The 21,628-nt window shown below is 69.4% G+C and carries 21 protein-coding genes; 2 read left to right on the forward strand and 19 right to left on the reverse strand.

The features are described from left to right. Nucleotide 1 precedes the first annotated feature (1 nt). The 6 genes from AB0959_RS20770 to AB0959_RS20795 all read right to left on the reverse strand — a co-directional run bounded on the left by AB0959_RS20770 (nt 2) and on the right by AB0959_RS20795 (nt 5,866). Nucleotides 2–445, reverse strand: a complete 444-nt coding sequence (locus tag AB0959_RS20770; RefSeq protein ID WP_366827903.1) for a DUF948 domain-containing protein — start codon at nt 443–445, stop codon at nt 2–4. Between the two features lie 221 nt (nt 446–666). Further along, complete coding sequence (gene rpsD, locus AB0959_RS20775) at nt 667–1,281, reverse strand: 30S ribosomal protein S4 (RefSeq protein ID WP_322725212.1); 615 nt, start codon at nt 1,279–1,281, stop codon at nt 667–669. A gap of 299 nt (nt 1,282–1,580) precedes the next feature. Further along, nucleotides 1,581–2,936: a replication-associated recombination protein A gene (locus tag AB0959_RS20780; protein ID WP_366827904.1), complete on the reverse strand. Its 1,356-nt coding sequence runs from the start codon at nt 2,934–2,936 to the stop codon at nt 1,581–1,583. 53 nt (nt 2,937–2,989) lie between these two features. Beyond that, nucleotides 2,990–3,670, reverse strand: a complete 681-nt coding sequence (locus tag AB0959_RS20785) for a vitamin K epoxide reductase family protein (RefSeq protein ID WP_366827905.1) — start codon at nt 3,668–3,670, stop codon at nt 2,990–2,992. A 198-nt stretch (nt 3,671–3,868) separates the two neighbouring features. Continuing rightward, nucleotides 3,869–5,131 (reverse strand): histidine--tRNA ligase, encoded by a 1,263-nt coding sequence (gene hisS, locus AB0959_RS20790; RefSeq protein ID WP_366827906.1) that lies wholly within the window; start codon nt 5,129–5,131, stop codon nt 3,869–3,871. A gap of 12 nt (nt 5,132–5,143) precedes the next feature. Further along, entirely contained in the window at nt 5,144–5,866 is a 723-nt protein-coding gene (locus AB0959_RS20795) for an MBL fold metallo-hydrolase (RefSeq protein ID WP_366827907.1), read from the reverse strand. A 169-nt stretch (nt 5,867–6,035) separates the two neighbouring features. On the opposite strand from AB0959_RS20795, the gene AB0959_RS20800 reads away from it, so the two are divergent. Together AB0959_RS20800 and AB0959_RS20805 are read left to right on the forward strand one after the other, a co-directional pair. Beyond that, the gene (locus tag AB0959_RS20800; protein ID WP_366827908.1) at nt 6,036–6,881 is read left to right on the forward strand and encodes a peptidylprolyl isomerase; all 846 of its coding nucleotides are present in this window, start codon (nt 6,036–6,038) and stop codon (nt 6,879–6,881) included. Nucleotides 6,882–7,016: 135 nt separating this feature from the next. After that, on the forward strand, nt 7,017–8,246 hold the full coding sequence (locus AB0959_RS20805; protein WP_366827909.1) for a DUF349 domain-containing protein: 1,230 nt from the start codon (nt 7,017–7,019) through the stop codon (nt 8,244–8,246). A gap of 87 nt (nt 8,247–8,333) precedes the next feature. On the opposite strand, the gene AB0959_RS20810 is transcribed toward AB0959_RS20805, so the two are convergent. From AB0959_RS20810 to AB0959_RS20870, 13 genes are all read right to left on the reverse strand, one after another. Then, nucleotides 8,334–10,844, reverse strand: a complete 2,511-nt coding sequence (locus AB0959_RS20810) for a bifunctional (p)ppGpp synthetase/guanosine-3',5'-bis(diphosphate) 3'-pyrophosphohydrolase (protein WP_366827910.1) — start codon at nt 10,842–10,844, stop codon at nt 8,334–8,336. A gap of 239 nt (nt 10,845–11,083) precedes the next feature. Then, nucleotides 11,084–11,506: a hypothetical protein gene (locus AB0959_RS20815; RefSeq protein WP_366827911.1), complete on the reverse strand. Its 423-nt coding sequence runs from the start codon at nt 11,504–11,506 to the stop codon at nt 11,084–11,086. Nucleotides 11,507–11,800: 294 nt separating this feature from the next. Then, nucleotides 11,801–12,340: an adenine phosphoribosyltransferase gene (locus AB0959_RS20820; protein WP_366827912.1), complete on the reverse strand. Its 540-nt coding sequence runs from the start codon at nt 12,338–12,340 to the stop codon at nt 11,801–11,803. Continuing rightward, nucleotides 12,337–13,449, reverse strand: a complete 1,113-nt coding sequence (gene secF, locus AB0959_RS20825; RefSeq protein ID WP_366827913.1) for a protein translocase subunit SecF — start codon at nt 13,447–13,449, stop codon at nt 12,337–12,339. The genes AB0959_RS20820 and secF overlap by 4 nt, the downstream gene beginning before the upstream one ends. A gap of 1 nt (nt 13,450) precedes the next feature. Continuing rightward, on the reverse strand, nt 13,451–15,232 hold the full coding sequence (gene secD / locus AB0959_RS20830; protein ID WP_366827914.1) for a protein translocase subunit SecD: 1,782 nt from the start codon (nt 15,230–15,232) through the stop codon (nt 13,451–13,453). Between the two features lie 143 nt (nt 15,233–15,375). Next, nucleotides 15,376–15,870: a preprotein translocase subunit YajC gene (gene yajC, locus AB0959_RS20835; RefSeq protein WP_366827915.1), complete on the reverse strand. Its 495-nt coding sequence runs from the start codon at nt 15,868–15,870 to the stop codon at nt 15,376–15,378. 164 nt (nt 15,871–16,034) lie between these two features. After that, a complete protein-coding gene (gene ruvB / locus AB0959_RS20840; protein ID WP_366827916.1) occupies nt 16,035–17,129 on the reverse strand; it encodes a Holliday junction branch migration DNA helicase RuvB in 1,095 nt (364 codons plus the stop codon). 31 nt (nt 17,130–17,160) lie between these two features. Then, nucleotides 17,161–17,766: a Holliday junction branch migration protein RuvA gene (gene ruvA / locus AB0959_RS20845; RefSeq protein ID WP_366827917.1), complete on the reverse strand. Its 606-nt coding sequence runs from the start codon at nt 17,764–17,766 to the stop codon at nt 17,161–17,163. Then, nucleotides 17,763–18,302 (reverse strand): crossover junction endodeoxyribonuclease RuvC, encoded by a 540-nt coding sequence (gene ruvC, locus AB0959_RS20850; RefSeq protein ID WP_366827918.1) that lies wholly within the window; start codon nt 18,300–18,302, stop codon nt 17,763–17,765. The genes ruvA and ruvC overlap by 4 nt, the downstream gene beginning before the upstream one ends. A 202-nt stretch (nt 18,303–18,504) precedes the next feature. Further along, nucleotides 18,505–19,257, reverse strand: coding sequence for a YebC/PmpR family DNA-binding transcriptional regulator (locus AB0959_RS20855; protein ID WP_366827919.1), 753 nt, complete (start codon nt 19,255–19,257; stop codon nt 18,505–18,507). A gap of 49 nt (nt 19,258–19,306) precedes the next feature. Further along, nucleotides 19,307–19,915: a pyridoxal 5'-phosphate synthase glutaminase subunit PdxT gene (gene pdxT, locus AB0959_RS20860; RefSeq protein WP_366827920.1), complete on the reverse strand. Its 609-nt coding sequence runs from the start codon at nt 19,913–19,915 to the stop codon at nt 19,307–19,309. 24 nt (nt 19,916–19,939) lie between these two features. Continuing rightward, nucleotides 19,940–20,863 (reverse strand): pyridoxal 5'-phosphate synthase lyase subunit PdxS, encoded by a 924-nt coding sequence (gene pdxS, locus AB0959_RS20865; protein ID WP_366827921.1) that lies wholly within the window; start codon nt 20,861–20,863, stop codon nt 19,940–19,942. Between the two features lie 194 nt (nt 20,864–21,057). Then, nucleotides 21,058–21,603 carry a hypothetical protein gene (locus tag AB0959_RS20870; RefSeq protein ID WP_366827922.1) on the reverse strand — a complete coding sequence of 182 codons (546 nt, stop codon included), beginning with the start codon at nt 21,601–21,603 and terminating at the stop codon, nt 21,058–21,060. Nucleotides 21,604–21,628: the final 25 nt, after the last annotated feature.

A 21,628-nucleotide genomic window follows, 5' to 3' on the forward strand; every position in this document is an offset into this window, starting at 1 on the left:
GTCAGTCCTTCTTGTCCCGGGGGTTCCGCTTGCCTCGCCGCTTGGACGGGACGGTGCGGCCGACGATCACAGTGCTTCGGGGCGCCTTGGCGGGCGCGTCCTCGCGGCGGCCGATGGCCCGGCGCACGCCGTAGCCGAACGCCGCCACCTTCACCAGGGGGCCGCCGAAGGTGGACGCGACGGTGGTGGAGAGCGCCGACGCGTTAGAGGTGACCTCCTGGACGTCCGACGCGATCGCGTCGACCCGCTCGATCTGGGTCTGCGCGGAGCGGACCGCCGTGGAGGCGTCGGCGAGAAGCGGGACCGCCTGATCGGTCACGTCCGCGACGAGCTTGGTGGTCGCCTTGAGCGTCTGGGCCAGCCTCGCCAGTGCGACGGCGAGGAAGGAGACCAGGATCGCCCAGAAGACGGCCACCAGGATCCCGGCCACCTCTCCACCGGACACTTGTGCACCCGCTCCCTGGAACATGTCGGAGAACATGTCGGAACATGCCTGAACGTCGAAAAGTCGTGCCCCCGAGCCTATCGCGCCGGGGCTGCCACTCCGTACCGCATTACCTGGCTGCGGCTGGAGATGCGAGAGCCCGCCGTCCCGTCCGCCACGGAGGCGGGGAGACGACGGGCTGACACACGGGACGTACTACGTCCGCTTGCGCCGTGGGGCGATCAGCGGGCGTAGTACTCGACGACGAGCTGCTCGTCGCAGATCACCGGGATCTCCTTGCGGTTCGGCTCACGGTCCAGGCGGAACGCCAGGGCCTTGAGGTTCACCTGGAGGTAGCGCGGGGTCTCGCCGTCGGCGGCGAAGCCACCCTCACGGGCGACCTCGAACAGCGGCTTCTGACGGCTGCGCTCACGGACCATGACGACGTCGTCCGGCTTGACGCGGAAGGACGGCTTGTCGACCTTGTGGCCGTTGACCTCGATGTGGCCGTGGACGACCATCTGGCGGGCCTGGTAGATCGTGCGGGCGATGCCCGAACGCAGGACCAGGGCGTCGAGACGGCGCTCCAGCTCGATGATCAGGGCCTCACCGGTCTTGCCCTGAACCTTGGAGGCACGGTCGTAGGCGCGGACGAGCTGGCGCTCGGACACGTCGTACTGCGCGCGCAGACGCTGCTTCTCGAGCAGACGGACCTTGTAGTCCGAGTTCTGCTTGCGGCCGCGGCCGTGCTCGCCCGGCGGGTAGGGGCGGGCCTCGAAGTACTTGACGGCCTTCGGGGTCAGCGCGATGCCGAGGGCACGCGACTTCTTGACCTTGGGGCGGGACTGGTTCGCCACTTCTTTTCCTTTTCCTATTCGGCTGCCTCAGGGTTACGGGAGGTCGCATCCGCAGCCGGGGATTCCCGCCAGGTCCACGAGGGACCCGTCGGGCAGCCGCTCCCCTGGTCTGGGCACATACGTGCAGCACACGAACGGCCCACCGACCGGTCCCGGGACTCCGAGTGGTGGTGGGCTGCCCGCGACACCTACGACGGTGCGCGACACTCCTGGATCAAAGATCCGGCTGGTTGTCCCGCCTGAGGCGCCGACCGGAGCCGGACACGGGACTCAGCACTGTGGAGAAGTCTACAGGGTGGTCAGGACCGCTTCCGACCGAGGTTCTTCCTGGTCCACTCCACCGCGTCCGCGTAGCGCGCCTCGGCGCCGTGCCGGGTCGGGGTGTAGTACTCGCGGTCCTTCAAGTCGTCCGGGGCGTACTGCTGGGCGGCGATTCCCTCGGGCAGGTCGTGCGGGTAGACGTACCCCTGCGCGTGCCCCAGCTTGGCCGCGCCCTTGTAGTGCCCGTCCCGCAGGTGCGGCGGCACGGGACCGGCCAGGCCCTTGCGGACGTCCTCCATGGCCGCGCCGATCGCCATGGTCGCCGCGTTGGACTTGGGGGCCAGGGCGAGCGCGATGGTGGCGTGGCTGAGGGTGAGCGCGGCCTCGGGGAATCCGATCATGGCGACCGCCTGGGCGGCGGCGACGGCTATGGGCAGTGCGTTCGGATCGGCGAGGCCGATGTCCTCGCTGGCGGAGATCATCAGTCGGCGGGCGATGAAGCGGGGGTCCTCGCCGGCCTCGATCATGCGGGCCAGGTAGTGCAGGGCCGCGTCGACGTCGGAGCCGCGGATGGACTTGATGAGGGCGCTCGCCACGTCGTAGTGCTGGTCGCCGGAGCGGTCGTACTTCACGGCTGCGCGGTCGACGGTCTCTTCGAGGGTCGTGAGGCCGATCTCCGTCTCGCCCTTGTCGAGGGCGGCTCCGGCGGCGGCCTCCAGGGCGGTGAGCGCGCGGCGGGCGTCGCCTCCGGCGATCCGCAGCAGATGCTCCTCGGTGTCGTCGGGGAGGGTGACGGCGCCCTTGAGGCCCCGCTCGTCGGTGAGGGCGCGGTGCAGGAGACCGCGCACGTCGTCGTCGGTGAGCGGTTCGAGCGTGAGGAGCAGGGAGCGGGACAGGAGGGGGGAGATCACCGAGAAGTACGGGTTCTCCGTCGTCGCCGCGATCAGGGTCACCCAGCGGTTCTCGACGGCCGGGAGCAGGGAGTCCTGCTGGGCCTTGCTGAAGCGGTGGATCTCGTCGAGGAAGAGGACGGTCTCCTTGCCGAAGCCACCCGTGGCGCGCCGGGCGCCGTCGATGACCGCGCGGACCTCCTTGACGCCGGCGGTGATCGCGGAGAGCTCGACGAAGCGCTTGTTGGTGGCCTTGGAGACGACGTACGCGAGGGTCGTCTTGCCCGTGCCGGGCGGGCCCCAGAGGATCACCGAGGACGGGCCGGCCGGGCCGCCGCCGGACTCGCCGACCAGTCTGCGCAGGGGTGAGCCGGGCTTGAGCAGGTGCTGCTGGCCCACAACCTCGTCGAGGGTGCGCGGGCGCATGCGCACGGCCAGGGGGCTACCGGTCGGGTCCTTCTCCTGGCGTTCTTCGGCGGCTGCGGTGAACAGGTCGGGCTCCACGCTGAAACCCTAAATCACGGCACTGACAGTCCGGCTCCCGCCGTCGGCTGCCGTCAGCTCGTCCAGAAGTCCCACCAGCGGGTCAGGATCAGCATGCCGATGATGCCGACGTGCATCGTGGGCAGGACCCAGGTGAACTCGCCGAAGAAGCCCTTGAGCCAGCTGGGCGCGGGCAGGAAGCCGTTGCGGACGTTGAACGACGTCACGTACCAGAACATGACGATCGTGGCGACCCAGGCCAGGCAGCACCACAGGCACAGCGAGTTGATGTTGTACAGCGACTGGTACTGCAGCCAGGTCACGAATCCCACGCCGAAGAGCGTGCCGGCGTTGAAGGTGAGCCAGTACCAGCGCGGGAAGGTGGCACGGGCGAGGAGGCTCATGCCCACACAGATCACGATGCCGTAGGCGACGAGGCCGAGCATCGGGTTGGGGAACCCGAAGACGGAGGCCTGGTCGCTCTTCATGATGTTGCCGCAGGAGACGACGGGGTTCAGGCTGCACCCGGGCGTGAAGCTCGGGTCCTCCAGGAGCTTGAACTTGTCGATCGTGATGACCCAGGAGGCCAGCAGTCCGGCCGCGCCGGTGATCAGCAGGAGGATCGCGAAGGCGCGGCTGCCGCCCACGCCGCGCGGAGCGTCGGTTCGTTCGCGCTCCATGGGGACGTCCTTGACTGTCGTCTTGCTCATCACGTCGTATCCGTAGCTTGTGAGGGGCATTTCGGGCACGGTCATTGTGCCGTACACACTCGCCCGTCCACCGTTCGTTGGACATAAGGAAGTACGCCTGGTCGTCCCGAAGCGTTCGGTTCTGGACGACTCTGGTGGCGCTCACGCGCCGGAATCGTCCAACAGGGCGAATCCGCGTTCGCCGGGTTGACGTTGTCTGCTGGACCGAGGGTTCCTCCCCCGCCCCTCAACAAGCGACCGCCCTCAGCCCAGCCGGGACTCCAGTTCCGCCACGATCTCGTTCACGCCGATGGCCACCTGCTCGCCGGACTCCATGTCCTTGAGCTGGACCAGGCCCTCGGCGAGATCACGCTCGCCCGCGACGAGCGCGTACCGCGCGCCGCTGCGGTTGGCGTTCTTCATCGCGCCCTTGAGTCCCTTGCCGCCGTACGAGAAGTCCGCCGCGACACCGACCTTGCGCAGCTCCGTGACCTTGGCGAAGAGGACCCGGCGGGCCTCCTCCCCCAGCGGGACGGCGTACACGCTCGTGGGCGCGGGGAGCGCCAGCTCCACGCCCTCCGCCTCCAGGGCGAGGACGGTGCGGTCGACACCGAGCGCCCAGCCCACCGACGGCAGCGCCGGACCGCCGATCATCTCCGACAGACCGTCGTAGCGGCCGCCGCCGCCCACCGCGGACTGGGAGCCGAGACCGTCGTGGACGAACTCGAAGGTGGTGCGGGTGTAGTAGTCCAGGCCGCGCACCAGCTTCGGGTCGTCCTCGAAGGACAGACCCGCCGCCGTGATCAGCTCGCGGACCTCCTCGTGGTACGCCTTGCAGGCGTCGCACAGGTAGTCACGCAGGAGCGGGGCTCCCGTCAGCTGCTTCTGGACCGACTCGCGCTTGTCGTCGAGCACCCGGAGCGGGTTGATCTCGGCGCGGCGGAAGGTGTCCTCGTCCAGGTCCAGGCCTCGGAGGAAGTCCTGGAGGGCCGCCCTGTACACCGGACGGCACTCCTTGTCGCCCAGGGAGTTGAGCAGGATACGGAAGTTCCTGAGGCCCAGCGAGCGGTACGCCTGGTCCGCCAGGATGATCAACTCGGCGTCCAGCGCCGGGTCCTCGGCGCCGATGGCCTCGGCACCGACCTGGGAGAAGTGGCGGTAACGGCCCTTCTGGGGACGCTCGTAGCGGTAGTACGAGCCGGAGTACCAGAGCTTGACGGGAAGGTTGCCCACCTTGTGCAGGTTGGCCTCCAGCGCGGCCCTCAGGACCGAGGCGGTGCCCTCGGGGCGCAGGGCCAGCCTGTCGCCGCCCTTGGTCTCGAAGGCGTACATCTCCTTCGTCACGATGTCCGTGGACTCGCCGACACCGCGCGCGAAGAGCTCCACGTTCTCGAAGCCGGGTGTCTCGATGTAGCCGTAGCCGGAGTTGCGGAGCGGGGCCGCGATCGCCTCACGCACGGCGAGGTACGTGGCGCTGTCCGGCGGAATCAGGTCGTACGTGCCCTTGGGGGCCTGGAAGGTGCTCACGGAGATCTCTCGTCACATTCCTCGTCGGGGAGGGGTGTTCGCACCCTCACCGCGATCTTGGCGGCCTGCGGCCACTTCCCGCAGATACGGGTTGGTGGCGCGCTCCTGGCCGATGGTCGTCTGGGGGCCGTGGCCGGACAGCACCACGGTCGAGTCGTCGAGCGGCAGGCACACGCGGGCCAGCGAGTCGAGCATCTCGGCCATGTCACCGCCGGGCAGGTCGGTGCGTCCGATGGAGCCGGCGAAGAGCAGATCGCCCGAGAAGAAGACCGACGGGATGTCCGCCGTCTCGGGCATCTGGAAGGTCACCGACCCCTTGGTATGGCCGGGCGCGTGCGCGACGGACAGTTCCAGACCGGCCAGTTCCAGCTTCGAGCCGTTCGCCAGTTCCCTGACGTCGTCGGGCTCCCCCACGGTCAGCTCGCCCATCAGCGGCATCCCTATGGAACGGCCGAGCGCCTTCTCCGGGTCGCTCATCATGAACCGGTCGTCGGGGTGGATCCACGCGGGTACGTCGTGCGCGCCGCACACCGGAACCACCGAGGCGACGTGATCGATGTGGCCGTGGGTGAGGACGACGGCGACGGGCTTGAGCCGATGCTTCTTCAGCGCCTCCTCGACTCCCTGGGCGGCCTGGTGGCCGGGGTCGATGATCACGCACTCCTCGCCTGCGGCGGGGGCGACCAGGTAACAGTTGGTCCCCCAGGCCCCGGCGGGGAACCCGGCAATGAGCACGATCGTCCTTCGGATTGGGGAGTACGGGCTGGAATGCTGCGCGTCAGAGCCTACCGGCGCTGCCGTTTCCTCAGCGAACCCATATACGGTACGGGGCACACACAAGCGGTCGGCTCACCAGTCGCACGCGTACCCGTTGACGCACGAAGACGCATGAGGAGAGAACCCGGTGGTCAGCCAGGAGCAGCGGCGGCGTCAGCTCGCCCGGGAGAAGTTCTTGCGGCAGCAGCAGCGGCGCACGGCCGCCCGACGCAAGGCACACGCCCGCAATGCCGTGATCGCGTCGGTCCTCGGCGTCATCCTGATAGGCAGCGTGGCGCTGTACACGACCGGGGTACTCAAGGACGACGGCAAGAAGGAGAACGCGAGCGCGGAGGTGACGCCGAGCGCCTCGCCGAGCAAGGCCCCGGACCCCTGCGAGAAGCCGGCCGCGGGCAAGGTCGAGAAGCTCTCGTACAAGAAAGAGCCCGCGATCACCGTCGACAAGACCGCGAAGTACACGATGGATCTGCGGACCACCTGCGGTGACATCCCGATCGCCATGGACGCGGCGAAGACCCCGCACACGGTGAACTCGTTCAACTTCCTGGTCAACAAGGGGTACCTGGACCACACGAAGTGCCACCGGCTCACCACCCAGAACATCTACGTGCTCCAGTGCGGCGACCCTCAGGGCACCGGTATGGGCGGGCCGGGATACACGATCCCGGACGAGAACCTGAAGGACAAGAGCCTGAAGGGCGGGGTGTACCCGGCGGGCACCGTGGCCATGGCCAATCAGTACAACGCCCAGACGAAGCAGGGCCGCAACACCGGCGGCAGCCAGTTCTTCCTCGTCTACCAGGACAGTCAGCTCCCGGCCGACTACACACCGTTCGGCACGATTTCCGAATCGGGTATGAAGGTCCTGAAGAAGATCGCCGCCGCAGGCGCGCAGGCCGCCGACCCTCAGACCGGCAACACCGCGCCCAACGCGACGGTCGTGATCAACAAGGCGACTGTCAAGGAAGACTGACCGCCCACCGCGTAATTTCGGTCGCGCGGGATGCGGACAGCCGCCCCGCCGGTCGCCTATGTTGGCCGTGACGAAACTGTGGACGATGCCCGGGGGTGCTACAGCCCTTCGCAGGCATCATGTGGAGGAGGCGCTGTGAGCAGCGACCCGTGGGGCCGCGTCGACGAGACGGGGACCGTGTACGTGCGTACGGCCGACGGCGAGCAGGTCGTCGGTTCCTGGCAGGCCGGCTCTCCCGAGGAGGCGTTGGCCTACTTCGAGCGCAAGTACGAGGGCCTGGTTGTCGAGATCGGCCTCCTCGAAAAGCGAGTGAAGACCACCGACCTGTCGGCGAAGGACGCGCAGGTCGCCATCGACCACATCCGCGAGCAGGTCGACGCGCATCACGCGGTCGGCGACCTGGACGCCCTGCGGACGCGGTTGGACAAGCTGGTCGAGTCCGTCGACGCGCGCCGTGAGGAGCGCAAGGCGCAGCGGGCGAAGCAGTCGGACGAGGCACGCCACGCCAAGGAGGCCCTGGTCACCGAGGCGGAGGAGCTGGCCCAGTCCGACCAGTGGCGGGCGGCCGGTGAGCGGCTGCGCGCGCTGGTGGACACCTGGAAGGGGCTGCCTCGGCTCGACCGCAAGTCGGACGACGAGCTGTGGCACCGTTTCTCGCACGCGCGCTCGGCGTTCTCGAAGCGTCGCAAAGCGCACTTCGCGCAGCTGGACGCGCAGCGCGAGGAGGCCCGTAAGACCAAGGAGCGGCTGGTCGCGGAGGCCGAGTCGCTGTCGGACTCGACCGACTGGGGGCCGACGGCGGCCCGCTACCGCGAGCTGATGTCCGAGTGGAAGGCCGCGGGCCGCGCCCAGCGCGAGCACGAGGACGACCTGTGGAACCGTTTTCGCGGTGCCCAGGACGTCTTCTTCGCGGCGCGCAGCTCGGTCTTCGCGGAGCGTGACGCCGAGCAGGCCGAGAACCTCAAGCTCAAGGAGGAGCTGGCCGAGGAGGCGGAGAAGCTGCTGCCGGTCACGGACCTGAAGACGGCCCGTGCCGCGTTCCGCTCCATCAACGAGCGCTGGGAGGCCATCGGCCACGTTCCGCGGGACGCCCGCCCGAAGGTCGAGGGCCGGATGCACGCCGTGGAGCGGGCCCTTCAGGACTCCGAGGAAGCGGAGTGGCGTCGTACCAACCCGGAGGCCCGCGCCCGGGCCGAGGGTCTGACGGGCCAGCTCCAGGCGGCCGTGGACAAGCTGAACGGCCAGATCGAGCAGGCGCGCGCCCAGGGCAACAACGCCAGGGCCGACAAGCTCGAGCGGGAGCTGGAGGGCCGCCAGGCGCTGCTCGACCAGGCCCTGAAGGGTCTGCAGGAGTTCGGCGGCTGACCTGTAGCCGACCTATAGCCGCTGCCACGAGGGCCGCCGTACGCCATGTACGGCGGCCCTCGTCGTGGTGCGGTGCGTGCGGTGGGGTTACGGCCTGCGCGCCGACGTCACCCGGTACACGTCGTACACGCCCTCGACGCCCCGTACGGCCTTCAGGACGTGGCCCAGGTGCTTCGGGTCGCCCATCTCGAAGGTGAAGCGGGACGTGGCCACGCGGTCGCGGGACGTCTGGACCGCGGCCGACAGGATGTTGACGTGCTGGTCGGAGAGCACGCGCGTGACGTCCGACAGGAGACGGGAGCGGTCCAGGGCCTCGACCTGGATGGCGACCAGGAAGACCGAGGACTGGGTGGGCGCCCACTCGACGTCCAGGATGCGCTCGGGCTCGCGGGACAGGGACTCGACGTTGACGCAGTCGCTTCGGTGAACCGATACGCCGCTGCCGCGCGTCACGAAGCCGATGATCGGGTCGCCGGGGACGGGCGTACAGCAGCGGGCGAGCTTGACCCAGACGTCGTCGACGCCCTTGACCACGACCCCGGGGTCCTGGCTGCTGCGCCGCTTGCGGCTGCGGCCGCGGGACGGCGGTACCGCCTCGTCGATCTCCTCGGTGGCCGCCTCCTCGCCGCCGAGGGCCTGGACGAGCTTCTGCACGACGTTCTGCGCGGCCACGTGGCCCTCGCCGATCGCCGCGTACAGGGACGAGATGTCCGGATAGCGCATCTCGTGGGCGAGGGTCACGAGGGAGTCGCCCGTCAGGATGCGCTGGATCGGCAGGTTCTGCTTGCGCATCGCGCGGGCGATGGCGTCCTTGCCCTGCTCGATGGCCTCGTCGCGGCGCTCCTTGGAGAACCAGGCGCGGATCTTGTTGCGGGCGCGCGGGGACTTCACGAAGCCGAGCCAGTCGCGGGACGGGCCCGCCCCGGTCGCCTTGGAGGTGAAGACCTCCACCAGGTCGCCGTTGTCCAGAGTGGATTCCAGCGGGACCAGGCGTCCGTTGACGCGGGCGCCTATGGTGCGGTGGCCGACCTCGGTGTGGACCGCGTAGGCGAAGTCGACGGGGGTCGCGCCGGCCGGGAGCGCTATGACGTCGCCCTTGGGCGTGAAGACGAAGACCTCGTTGCGGGACAGGTCGAAGCGCAGCGACTCCAGGAACTCGCCCGGGTCCTCGGTCTCCTTCTGCCAGTCCAGCAGCTGGCGCAGCCACGCCATGTCGTTGAGGTGGTCGTCCTTCTTCCCGGACGACTTGGGCACGTCGGTGCGGACCTTGGAGGCGCCCGCGACGGCCTCCTGCTTGTACTTCCAGTGCGCGGCGATGCCGTACTCGGCGCGGCGGTGCATGTCGAACGTGCGGATCTGGAGTTCGACCGGCTTGCCGTTGGGCCCGATGACCGTCGTGTGCAGCGACTGGTACATGTTGAACTTGGGCATCGCGATGTAGTCCTTGAACCGCCCCGGAACCGGGTTCCAGCGGGCGTGGACGGTGCCCAGGGCCGCGTAGCAGTCCCTGACCGTGTCCACCAGGACGCGGATGCCCACCAGGTCGTAGATCTCCGCGAAGTCACGGCCGCGGACGATCATCTTCTGGTAGACGCTGTAGTAGTGCTTCGGGCGGCCGGTGACGGTCGCCTTGATGCGGGCGGCGCGCAGGTCGGACTGGACCTCGTCGGTCACTATGGCCAGGTACTCGTCACGCTTCGGTGCCCGCTCGGCCACCAGCCGTACGATCTCGTCGTACATCTTGGGGTAGAGGATCGCGAAGGCGAGGTCCTCCAGCTCCCACTTGATGGTGTTCATGCCCAGGCGGTGGGCGAGCGGCGCGTAGATCTCCAGGGTCTCGCGCGCCTTCTTCTCCTGCTTCTCGCGCTTGAGGTAGCGCATGGTGCGCATGTTGTGCAGGCGGTCGGCGAGCTTGATGACCAGGACGCGGGGGTCCTTGGCCATGGCCACGACCATCTTGCGGACGGTCTCGGCCTGGGCCGCCTCGCCGAACTTGACCTTGTCCAGCTTGGTGACGCCGTCGACGAGCAGCGCCACCTGGTCGCCGAAGTCGCGGCGGAGCTGGTCCAGGCCGTACTCGGTGTCCTCGACGGTGTCGTGCAGGAGGCCGGCCATGAGCGTGGCCGGGTCCATGCCGAGCTCGGCGAGGATCGTGGTCACCGCGAGGGGGTGCGTGATGTACGGGTCGCCGCTCTTGCGCTTCTGGCCGCGGTGCCAGCGCTCGGCGACCTGGTAGGCGGTCTCGATCTTGCGGAGTGTGGCCGTCTCGATCTTCGGGTCGTTGCTGCGCACTATCCGCAGCAGCGGCTCAAGGACCGGGTTGTACGGGTTGGACCGCTGGACGCCGAGGCGGGCGAGGCGGGCGCGCACGCGGTTGGAGGAGCCGGAGCGCGCGGGCTGGCCCGCCGCGGTACGGGCCGGGGGCGTGGGAGGCGAGGGCTTGGGGCGCGCCGACTCGGCGGCCTTGTCGGCGGGCGCGGACTGGGCGTGCTCGACCGAGCCCTGCGCGGCGCTCTTCTCGCTCGGCGCGGGCGTGGCCGCGGCTCCCGAGGCGGACTCGGGCTTGGCGGCGGTCAGTGGCTGGGCCTCGTCTGGCAAGAGGACTCCTCGTGCGCGATCCGGGTCCCCCGGTCAGGCTCCGGAGACCCCATGGTAGCGATCCTCGGCTCCCGACTCGCCTTCGGCCGGTGAGACGGTCCGCTGCCCGCGTAACGCAGGAGGCGGGCGCCGGATTCCTCCGGGCCCGCCTCCACGTCGCGTCACGGTCGTCACGAGTACCGGAGAAGCTCGGCTGAGCGCTTGCCGATAACCGTGTCGCCCCTCAGGAACCGCACTGGTCAGGCGACGGTGTCATCCTCTTCGCAGTGCCTCGGCGCGTACCCGGCCTTGGTGTGGCAGACCTTGAGGGTCACCTTGGTGTTCTCCGCGAGGTTGCCCGTCTCCCAAGCGCTGCAGTCACCCGAGGGTTGACCACTGGTCGTGGCCTTGCGGTCCCAGGTCCCGTTGCGGTTGACGTCCAGCCAGGCCGTGACTCCCCACCCGTCCGCCGTCATGTCACAGGCCCGGATGGCGTCCCCGGGCACGTCCTGGCTGGTGCCAGGGTGATCCACCGGGTCCTGGTTGAAGTTGCCCCAGTCGTCGGAGCCGGTGGGGTGCACCCCGAGGAGCAGACCCGTGCCCGCCTGTGCGGGGCTCGCTGCGGCACCGAGGAAGGTGGCGGCGGCGATGGCCGTGATAACCGGAAGCGCTCTCAGACGCATGTCGAAATTCCCCCTTGGAATCGTTCACCACAGTCCTGGGGGCATCACGAAAGGACACCTCATGGAGGCGTATGTCGAATTCGCGGATCTCCCCCGCGCCCGGACCAGTGGTCAGTTGGCCGAAACGGCGCTTGATCATCCAAGCTTGCTGATCTGCGCATGTCAACCCGATACGGAAAGTGTTCTGCGTTCTGACCGGGGCGGTAACTCCGGGGGCGAAGAAGCACGAAGCCTCCGCGGTGTACACCGAGGTGCGCACACCGCAGAGGCATCGTTGCGTGCTCTGAAGGCTGTTCAGACCAGGATGAGCGATTCGAGCGGAGCGCCGTTCAACGCGGCCTCCAGCCGTGCTCGGCCCGCGAGGAAACCCAGTTCCATGAGAACCGCGACGCCCGCGACCTCGGCTCCCGCCCGGCGGATGAGCTGGACGGAGGCCTCGGCGGTGCCGCCGGTGGCGAGGACGTCGTCGATGACCATGACGCGGTCGCCCGCCGACAGGTCCTCGGCGTGCACCTCGATCTCGGCGGAGCCGTACTCCAGGTCGTACGTCTGGCCGAGGGTCGCTCCAGGGAGCTTGCCCGCCTTGCGTACGGGGATGAAGCCGACCCCGGAGCGGACCGCGACGGGCGCGCCGAGTATGAACCCGCGGGCCTCCAGGCCGACGATCTTCGTCGCACGGTGCTGGACGACGAGCTCCGCGAGCGCGTCGGTGAGCGCCGTGAACGCCGCCGGGTCGGCCAGCAGCGGGGTGATGTCCTTGAACATCACGCCCGGCTCCGGATAGTCGGGGACGTCACGGATGCGGCTGAGCAGCAGGTCCCTGACGGCGGTCACCGGCGCTTCCCCGAAGGGCGACCACGGCCGCGGCTGCGGGACGCGGGCTGGTTGCGCGGACCGACGACCGCGGGGGTCGCGTCCTCCGGCTCGTCTCCGTACGCCTCGTCCTCGCCCTGTGCCTCGGCGGGCTGGCCCTGGGCGGCCTGGGCTCGCTTGGCCAGGACGCGCTTCTTGAGGGCCTTCATCTGCGGCTCGCGCTCCTTGAGGTCGGCGACGAGCGGCGTGGCGATGAAGATCGAGGAGTACGCACCGGCGGCGAGGCCGACGAACAGCGACAGCGAGATGTCGTTGAGCATGCCCGCGCCGAGGACACCGCCACCGATGAACAACAGGCCCCCGACCGGCAACAGCGCGACCACCGTGGTGTTGATCGAACGCACCAGGGTGCTGTTGATCGAGCGGTTGGCGACGTCGCTGTAGGTCCAGCGGGTCTGCTTGGTGATGTCCTTCGTCTGTTCCTTGAGGCTGTCGAAGACGACGACCGTGTCGTAGAGCGAGTAACCGAGGATCGTCAGCAGGCCGATCACGGTGCCCGGCGTCACCTCGAAGCCCACGAGGGCGTAGATGCCGACCGTGATCGTGATGTCGTGGATCAGGGCGACGAACGCGGCGATCGCCATGCGCCACTCGAAGGCGATCGCCAGGTAGATCACCACGAGGACCAGGAAGATCCCGAGGCCCTGCCATGCCTTGTTGGCGATCTGGTCACCCCAGCTGGGGCCGACCAGGTCGGCGTTGATCTTCTCCGAGTCGACCTTGAGGTCCTTGGCCAGCTCTTCCTTGACCTGGTCGGACTTGCCGGTGTCGACGCCTGAGATCTGGATGCGCAAGCCCCCGCTGCCGAGCTCCTGCACGATCGCGTCGTGGCCGGCGGCCTCTTCCGCGTACGTCTCGGCCTGGGCGACCGAGACGCTCGTCTTCGGGGTGGTGAAGACGGCGCCGCCCTGGAACTCGATGCCCATGTTCAGGCCCCGCACCGTCAGGCCGAGGATGGCCGTGATGGTGATCAGGATCGAGATGCCGTACCAGAGCTTGCGGTTGCCGACGAAGTCGTAACCGACCTCGCCGCGGTGGAGTCGGGCGCCGAGGTCGCCGAGTTTCGACATCTCAGGCCTCCTTCGGGTCGGCGGGGGCGGCGGGACGGCGGGTGCGGCGCAGCGGCGGCCGGGCACCCAGTCGCTTCGGGTCGAGGCCGGACCAGCTGTGGCCGTTGGCGAAGAACTTCCTGCGGGCGAGGAGCGTCAGCAGCGGCTTGGTGAAGAGGAACACCACGACCACGTCGAGGACGGTGGTCAGACCGAGCGTGAACGCGAAGCCCTGGACCTTGCCGACGGTGACGACGAACAGCACCGCGGCGGCGAGGAACGACACGAAGTCGGAGACCAGGATGGTGCGCCGGGCTCGCGGCCAGGCCCGCTCGACGGCGGGGCGCAGGGAGCGGCCCTCACGGATCTCGTCGCGGACGCGTTCGAAGTACACGATGAACGAGTCCGCTGTGATGCCGATCGCGACGATCGCTCCGCAGACCGCCGGAAGGTTCAGCGCGAAGCCGATGGTCGGGCCGAGCAGCGACATGATCACGTAGGTCAGCGCCGCGGAGACCAGCAGCGAGGCGATGGCGATGAGCGACAGGCCGCGGTAGTAGACGACCAGGTAGAGCACGACCAGGCCGAGGCCGATCGCACCGGCGATGAGACCGGCGTGCAGCTGCTCGCCGCCGAGTGCCGCGGTGACGGTCGTGACGCTCGCCTCCTTGAAGGTGAGCGGGAGCGCGCCGTACTTCAGCATGTTGGCGAGGCCCTGGGCCTCTTCCTGGGAGAAGCTGCCGGAGATCTCGGCGTTGCCACCGGTGATCGACTGGCTGACCGACGGGTCGGAGACGACGTTACCGTCGAGGACGATCGCGAACTGGTTCTGCGGCTGCTGGTTCTTGGAGAGCTGACCGGTGATGTCGGCGAACTTCTTGGCACCACCGGACGTGAACTTCATCGTGACTTTCCAGCCCGCGGCGCTCTGGGTGTCGAAGACCGCCTGGGCCTCGTCGACGTCCGTACCGGCGACGGCGGCCGGGCCGAGGATGTACTTCTGCCACTGCTTCTGCGAGTTCTGGCCGCAGGCGAGGGTGGGGTCGCCGGGCTGGGCTCCGTCACCGGCCTTGGCGCGCTGCGCCGGCTTGGTGCAGTCGAGGGCGGCGTACGCGGCCTGGAGCTTGGCCGTGTCGTCGTTGGCCGTGCCACCGCTCGCGCTCGCCGACGGAGAGCCGCTGGCCTTCGCGGAGGCGGAGCCGCTCGGCGTGGGGTCGGCCTTCAGCGCGTCGGTGACCGCGCGGCCCTGCGAGGTGGCGGTGGAGGACGGCGTGGCGGAGGAGGGCGAGGTCGCCTTCTCGTTCTCGCCGGCCTTGTCGCCGGCCTTGCTGCCGGAGGGCGAAGCGCTCGGGGAGCCACTGGGGCTGGTGCTCGGGCTGGGGGTGGCGCCCTTGCCGGACACCTCGGTGGTCAGCACCGGACGGAAGTAGAGCTTGGCGGTGGTGCCGACCTGGTCCCGGGCCTGCTTGGAGTTCGTGCCCTTGGGGATGTTGACGATGATGTTGCTGTTGCCCTGGGTCTGGACCTCGGCCTCGGTGACGCCCAGACCGTTGACACGGCGGTTCATGATGTCGACCGCGGTGTCCATGTTGGTCTTGTTGATCGCGTTCGGCTGGCCCGGCTCGTTCTCCGCCTCCAGCGTGATGCTGGTGCCACCGGCGAGGTCGATGCCCAGCCGCGGAGTGGTGTGTCCGGAGGCGAACATTCCCCCGGTGAGCGCCGCGATGGCGATCAGGATGAGGGCCAGTGCGCGGCCTGGTTTGCTCTGGGCGCTCGCGCTCCGGCCCTTCTTCGGTGCTGCCACCTTCTCGTAACTCCCTCTCGGGCCGCCTCAACGCCGGTCGAGCGTCTGGGCCGGCCATGACATGGTGTCGGGACTCCGTGCGAGAACGACACGGCCCGGGTGGCGCGGCACGAACTGGTCGCGCCGCGCCCCCGGGAGCGTGGCTACTTCGCGTCGGACTCGCCGTCGGTCTTCTTCGGCTCCGTGTCGTCGGCCTTCGCCTCGGCAGGCTTGTCGGCCGCGTCGTCGTCCGCGTCCTTCTTACCAAGGTCGATGGGCTTGTCGTCGGAGGCGGCGGAAGCGTCGGCGGCGGGCTCGTCGGTCTCGGTGAGGGAGGAGGCGTCGTCCGGCACGAGGTCGGACTTCAGGTCGTGCTCGATGCCGTGGACGATGCGGTTGTACTCGTCGTCGGTGAGGACGGCACCGATCGCGTTCTTCGCGAAGAGCAGGTCCACGCCGGGTCCGGCGTCGAGGAGGACCGTGTCCTCGTTGACCTCCTTGACCGTCGCGTACATGCCCCCGATGGTGCGGACACCGCTGCCGGGCTGCATATCGTTCCGCATGTTCGCGGCCTGCTGCTGCTTCTTCTTGGCCGAGCGGGTCATCAGGAACATGGCCCCGATGAGCACGATGAACGGGAGGAGGGTCACGAGACTCACGGGTCGGAACTTCCTTCACACGACCGCGATGGTGAGCGGCCTGATGGTTGGGGGTATGTGCGCCGCCGACAAAGGCGGCATCGGCGGAGTCTAAGCGAGTCCGCGCGCAAGGAACAACGCTCAGCATCGCACCCGGGTTCCTGACCCGGCCAATGCCCTCGCCGTCACGCGCCGAACAGGTCCCCTTGTCCGTTCGTCCCGGTGGCCCCGCGGGGCGGGGTGAGGCCGAGGTGCGCCCATGCCGCGGGGGTCGCGACCCGTCCGCGCGGGGTGCGGGCGAGCAGTCCCTCGCGGACGAGGAAGGGCTCGGCGACCTCCTCGACCGTCTCGCGCTCCTCCCCCACCGCGACGGCGAGGGTGGACAGGCCGACGGGGCCTCCGGCGAACAGCTTGAGCAGGGCCTGGAGGACGCCGCGGTCGAGGCGGTCGAGGCCGCGGGCGTCGACCTCGTAGACGGCGAGGGCGGCCGCGGCGATGTCCCTGGTGATGACTCCGTCGGCCTTGACCTGCGCGTAGTCCCGCACCCGGCGCAGCAGGCGGTTGGCGATACGGGGCGTGCCCCGGGAGCGGCCCGCGATCTCGGCGGCGCCCTCGGCTCCGATCTCGACGTCGAGCAGGTGCGCGGAGCGGTGGATGACGCGCTCCAGCTCGGCGGGCTCGTAGAACTCCATGTGCGCGGTGAAGCCGAAGCGGTCGCGCAGCGGGGGTGGCAGCAGGCCCGCGCGCGTGGTGGCGCCGACCAGCGTGAACGGGGGCAGTTCGAGGGGGATGGCGGTGGCTCCCGGGCCCTTGCCGACGATCACGTCGACGCGGAAGTCCTCCATCGCCATGTAGAGCATCTCCTCGGCGGGCCGGGACATGCGGTGGATCTCGTCGAGGAACAGGACCTCGCCCTCCTGGAGCGAGGACAGGATCGCGGCCAGGTCGCCGGCGTGCTGGATGGCGGGGCCGCTGGTGATGCGGATGGGGGCGCCCATCTCGGCCGCGATGATCATCGAGAGGGTGGTCTTGCCGAGACCGGGGGCGCCGGAGAGGAGGACGTGGTCGGCGGTCGCTCCCCGCGCGCGTGCCGCCCGCAGCACGAGGTCGAGCTGTTCGCGGACCTTCTCCTGGCCGATGAACTCGTCCAGGTCCTTGGGGCGCAGGGCGGCCTCGACGGCCTGGTCCTCACCGTCGGCCACGGAGTCCACCAGCCGCTCCGCGGCGGGGCCGACGAGCCGCTCGGCGCCGTCGGTGTCGGTCGTGTCGTCCCAGTTCACTGAGATCTCCTAACTGGGGTGGCGCAGGTGGTCAGCGGGCGCGGTTCAGGGTCTGCAGGGCCGCCTTCAGCAGCTGGCCGACCTGAGGCGTGCCCCCGGCGGCCTCGGCCTGCGGTGCCACGGCGGTCACCGCTTCGTCGGCCTCCCGCGTGGCGTACCCCAGGCCGATCAGGGCGGCGTGGAGCTGGTCGCGCCAGCCCTGGGTGACCGGGGCACCGACCACGGGGGCGCCGATCGGCTCGCCGAGCCGGTCCTTCAGCTCCAGCAGGAGCTTCTGGGCGCCCTTCTTGCCGATGCCGGGGACGGCGATCAGCGCCTTCTCGTCACCGGTCGACACCGCGCGGCGCAGGGCGTCGGGCGTGTGCACGGCCAGCATCGCCTGGGCGAGGCGGGGGCCGACCCCGCTCGCCGTCTGGAGCAGTTCGAAGACCTGGCGCTCGTCGTCGTCCACGAAGCCGTAGAGGGTCAGCGAGTCCTCTCGTACGACGAGGGAGGTGGCGAGCTTGGCCGGCCGGCCGAGCCTGAGCGTGGACAGCGTGTTCGGCGTGCACTGCACGGCCATGCCGACCCCGCCGACCTCGACCACCGCGGCGTCGGGAGCGAGTGCGGCGACCGTGCCGCTGACGAAGGCGATCATGCCGTACGGCCTTTCGTTGCGTTGGCCGTGTGCCGGGCGACGGCCTGCTGGAGTCGGTTCTGGGCGGGGGCGCGCCAGATGTGGCAGATGGCGAGTGCGAGGGCGTCGGCGGCGTCGGCGGGCTTCGGTGGCGCGTCCAGCCGCAGCAGCCGGGTGACCATGGCGCCGACCTGGGCCTTGTCGGCGCGTCCGCTGCCGGTGACGGCGGCCTTGACCTCGCTGGGGGTGTGCAGGGCGACGGGGATGCCGCGGCGGGCGGCACACAGCATGGCGATGGCGCTGGCCTGGGCGGTGCCCATGACGGTCCGTACGTTGTGCTGGCTGAACACCCGTTCCACCGCGACGAATTCGGGCCGGTGCTCGTCCAGCCACTGCTCGATGCCCTGCTCGACGGCGACGAGGCGGTGCCCCAACTCGGCGTCCGCGGGCGTCCGTACGACACCGACGCCGAGCATCGTCAACGGGCGCCCGGCGACGCCTTCGACGACACCGACACCACACCGGGTCAGTCCCGGGTCCACCCCCAGTACGCGCACCAGGCCCTCCCTTCTTCGCGGCTGAACCGCCGCCGCTCTCGCGGACCTGGCTGAGCACCGTCGGGGTTCCTCAATTACCGGTTGCGGTCCGTGGATGGTGATCTTTGAAGTCCCGCCAGGCTATCGGCTGCCACCGACAACAACGGCGGGCCGGTAGGACGTGTCCCTCCGGCCCGCCGACACGGCTGAGTTCGCGGCAGCGTTACGCGTCGACCTTCGCCATGACGTCGTCGCTCACGTCGAAGTTGGCGAAGACGTTCTGCACGTCGTCGCTGTCCTCCAGGGCGTCGATCAGCTTGAAGATCTTCTTGGCGCCCTCCTCGTCCAGCTCGACCTGCATGGTCGGGACGAAGTTGGCCTCGGCGGAGTCGTAGTCGATCCCGGAGTCCTGGAGGGCGGTGCGGACGGCGACCAGGTCGGTGGCCTCGCTGATGACCTCGAAGTTCTCACCGAGGTCGTTGACCTCCTCGGCGCCCGCGTCGAGCACGGCGCCCAGGACGTCGTCCTCGTTCAGCTCGCCCTTGGGGACGATGACGACGCCCTTGCGGTTGAAGAGGTACGAGACGGAGCCCGGGTCGGCCATGGAGCCGCCGTTGCGGGTCATGGCGACGCGGACGTCGGAGGCGGCGCGGTTGCGGTTGTCGGTGAGGCACTCGATGAGCACCGCGACACCGTTCGGACCGTAGCCCTCGTACATGATCGTCTCGTAGTCGGCGCCACCCGCCTCGAGACCGCCACCGCGCTTGATCGCCGAGTCGATGTTCTTGTTCGGAACCGACTGCTTCTTCGCCTTCTGCACGGCGTCGTACAGCGTCGGATTACCTTCGAGGTCCACGCCGCCCATGCGCGCCGCGACCTCGATGTTCTTGATCAGCTTCGCGAAGAGCTTGCCGCGCTTGGCGTCGATCACGGCCTTCTTGTGCTTCGTCGTGGCCCATTTAGAGTGGCCGGACATCTGCCTGTCTCCTTCGCGTAACCCGTCTCTGAAACGAACTCCAGAGATCCTACAAGGCGCCCGGTGTCCGGTACTCGCGCACCATCTCGGCGAACAGCGCGTGCAGACGGTGGTCGCCGGTCAGCTCCGGGTGGAACGACGTGGCGAGCGCGTTGCCCTGGCGCACGGCGACGATGTGGCCGTCGTGCTCGGCGAGCACCTCGGTCCGTGCGCCGACGGACTCGACCCAAGGGGCCCTGATGAAGACGCCCTCTACAGGATCGCCCTCTACGCCCCTTACGTCGACCGCCGCTTCGAAGGACTCGTTCTGCCGTCCGAAGGCGTTGCGGCGCACGATCATGTCGATGCCGCCGATCGTCTCCTGGCCCGAGCGCGGGTCGAGGATCTTGTCGGCGAGCATGATCATGCCGGCGCAGGTCCCGTAGACGGGCATGCCGCCGCGCACGCGCGCGCGAAGGGGCTCCATCACTCCGAAGAGGATGGCCAGCTTGGAGATCGTGGTGGACTCGCCGCCGGGGATGACGAGGCCGTCCACCTCGGCGAGCTCTTCGGGGCGCCGCACCGGCCTGGCCACGGCGTCGGCCGCGGCCAGGGCGATGAGGTGCTCCCGTACGTCGCCCTGGAGGGCCAGGACGCCTATGACGGGTGCGTCAGTCATGGATGTGCAGTCCTTGGACGGGGATTACCAGCCGCGGTTGGCGTAGCGCTCGGCCTCGGGGAGGGTGTCGCAGTTGATGCCGACCATGGCCTCGCCCAGGTCGCGGGAGGCGTCGGCGATGATCTTCGGGTCGTCGTAGAAGGTGGTGGCCTTCACGATGGCGGCGGCGCGCTTGGCCGGGTCGCCGGACTTGAAGATGCCGGAGCCGACGAAGACGCCCTCGGCGCCGAGCTGGCGCATGAGCGCGGCGTCGGCGGGGGTCGCGACACCGCCGGCGGAGAACAGGACCACCGGCAGCTTGCCGAGTTCGGCGACCTCCTTGACGAGCTCGTACGGGGCGCGCAGCTCCTTGGCGGCGGCGTACAGCTCGTGGTTGTCGAAGCCCCTCAGGCGGGCGATCTCGTTCTTGATCTGGCGCAGGTGGCGGACGGCCTCGACGACGTTGCCGGTGCCGGCCTCACCCTTGGAGCGGATCATGGCGGCGCCCTCGGCGATACGACGCAGGGCCTCGCCGAGGTTGGTGGCACCACAGACGAACGGGGTCGTGAACGCCCACTTGTCCGAGTGGTTGACCTCGTCGGCCGGGGTGAGGACCTCGGACTCGTCGATGTAGTCGACGCCGAGGGACTGGAGCACCTGGGCCTCGACGAAGTGGCCGATCCGCGACTTGGCCATCACGGGGATGGAGACCGCGTTGATGATGCCCTCGATCATGTCCGGGTCGGACATGCGGGCCACGCCGCCGTCCTTGCGGATGTCCGCGGGGACCCGTTCCAGGGCCATGACCGCGACGGCGCCGGCGTCCTCGGCGATCTTCGCCTGGTCCGGGGTGACGACGTCCATGATCACGCCGCCCTTGAGCTGCTCGGCCATGCCGCGCTTCACGCGTGCGGTGCCGGTCGCGTTGTTCTCGTCGGGCTGGGCGGTGTGGGAGAGCGTGCTGGACACGGTTCGACCTCGCTCGGGGAAGAGGGGTTTTTCTGCAGCACCGAGGAAACGTGAGGGGTGCAGGCCACGGCAAGGGCCAATGGGGAGCCGGTGGATCGTTTTCGCCCCGGCCGCCCCTACCTGTCCCTTACCGTCCCGTCCGCGGGGCTCCGCTCCGGACTCCCCTCCTCAAACGCCGGAGGGGCTGGTTGTGCTCACGCGCTCGCGCGGTCCGCCAGCGCCGCCGGAGGCTCGTCGTCCATCTCGAAGGCCATGGGGAACGGGGCGTGCCCCGCGAGACGGAACCAGCGCACCTTGCGGTGGCGCCGCAGCGCACGCGCCGCCCGCACCGCGTCGTTGTGGAAGCGACGGGCCATGGGCACACGGCGCACCGCCTGACCCAGCTCCTTCGCCGCCTCCTCCCCACCCGGCGCCTCCCGTACCGCCTCCACCTGCTGCGCCTCCGCGAACACGGCCCGCAACGCCTGGCTCAACTCGCTCTCGGCGACCTCCCGTTGCTCCTCCTCCGCCTGCCGTGCCGCGTGGGCCGCCTCGTACAGCACGATCGAGGCGGCCGGATCGAGGACCCCGGAGGTGGCCAGTTCCTGGGCGACCGACGCGCGGCGCAACAGCTGCGCGTCCAGGGCGGCTCGGGCGGCGTCGATGCGCGCGTGCAGCCGGTCGAGGCGGCCCGCGGTCCAGCTCAGGTAGAGGCCGATCACGACCAGGCCGACGAGGATCCAGATGAGGGTTGCCGTCACGGGCGGCAAGGCTAGCGGCAAGGCC

Source organism: Streptomyces sp. NPDC046862 (assembly GCF_040704615.1).
Classification (GTDB): domain Bacteria; phylum Actinomycetota; class Actinomycetes; order Streptomycetales; family Streptomycetaceae; genus Streptomyces.